This window comes from Chitinophaga rhizophila (assembly GCF_019492185.1).
GTDB lineage: Bacteria > Bacteroidota > Bacteroidia > Chitinophagales > Chitinophagaceae > Chitinophaga > Chitinophaga rhizophila.
Window position 1 is genome coordinate 1 of the sequence record NZ_JAICCF010000014.1, and the last position, 1,079, is coordinate 1,079.

The 1,079-nt window shown below is 46.7% G+C and carries 1 protein-coding gene; it reads right to left on the bottom strand.

All coding sequences use genetic code 11. The features are described 5' to 3' along the window. On the bottom strand, positions 1-1,079 hold a 1,079-nt coding region (locus tag K1Y79_RS29020; protein ID WP_220253735.1), incomplete at both ends, for a toprim domain-containing protein.

A 1,079-nucleotide genomic window follows, 5' to 3' on the forward strand; every position in this document is an offset into this window, starting at 1 on the left:
CCACTACCACTACTCCCCTGGATCAGTGCATGTAGCGGTGCTGCCATCTTATAGCTCAATGCGACCAACAGTAAAAACAACCGGTTATTGTCTTCCCCTACTATACCTGTCCCACCTAATAACTCATTCAGTGCTTCCAGTAGCCCTTCCTGCCGTAAAAAACCGATAGCCTCATGCCTCTCTGTTTCGCTCATCTTATATGCTACCGTCTGTTCGCTTGATTCTACCGGTGCCTGTTCCCGCTCTCTGTATTCGTCTAACAGGTCTGTCAACCGGTACAGATCCTGTTCCAGCATATCTTTACGGATGCCTAGCTTTTCTCCCACTTCCCTGCTTAACCGTTCTACCTGTTTATCTTCGTACAAGTCTAGCTTGTTGCGACTCTTATGACCACTTTCTTTATGCTCGACTACCAGCGTCACCTTCATACTATCCAGCTGCTTACCTACCCCGCCCTGCACATAGTAATTACCACCCTTGCCCACGTAGCTCAGCTTATACGGATTACTAACGTCTAATACTGACGCTTCCCCTTCTTCAAGTGATGACTGTTTTGTTTTTTCAACTGATACTTCAGAGGAAAAAAATAACTCAGTCCTGCCTGATAACAACTCCGTAAACACAACAGATGTATGACTCACACCTACACTGTTAACATCTTCTCCTTCCGGTAACTGTAATGTACTGATGACCAGGTGAGGTAAACGTCCCTTTAACAATGCGCTATATTTAGCTACTGCCTTATTTCCTGCTTCGTCCCCGTCGAAGGCAAAGATGATTTCACGCAGACCCTTTAACCCTAATATCGCCGCTTCATGTTCTGCTGTCAGCCCATTCGTCCCGTAACAAGCAAGGATACCATACCCCTTTCTGATCTCACCATCCTGTAATAAGGTCGCCGCATCTATCACTGATTCTGTCAGGATCAACCTGCTCACACCTGGCTCCGGGTAGCCTGGATATAATCCCCGCCTGTCTTTCAGGTAATAATGACGCTGATCCTGATCATTGATTGTACTGCGGAAGTACATCCCACTGATCTGACCCACACTATCACGCAACGCGAACACGATACAATA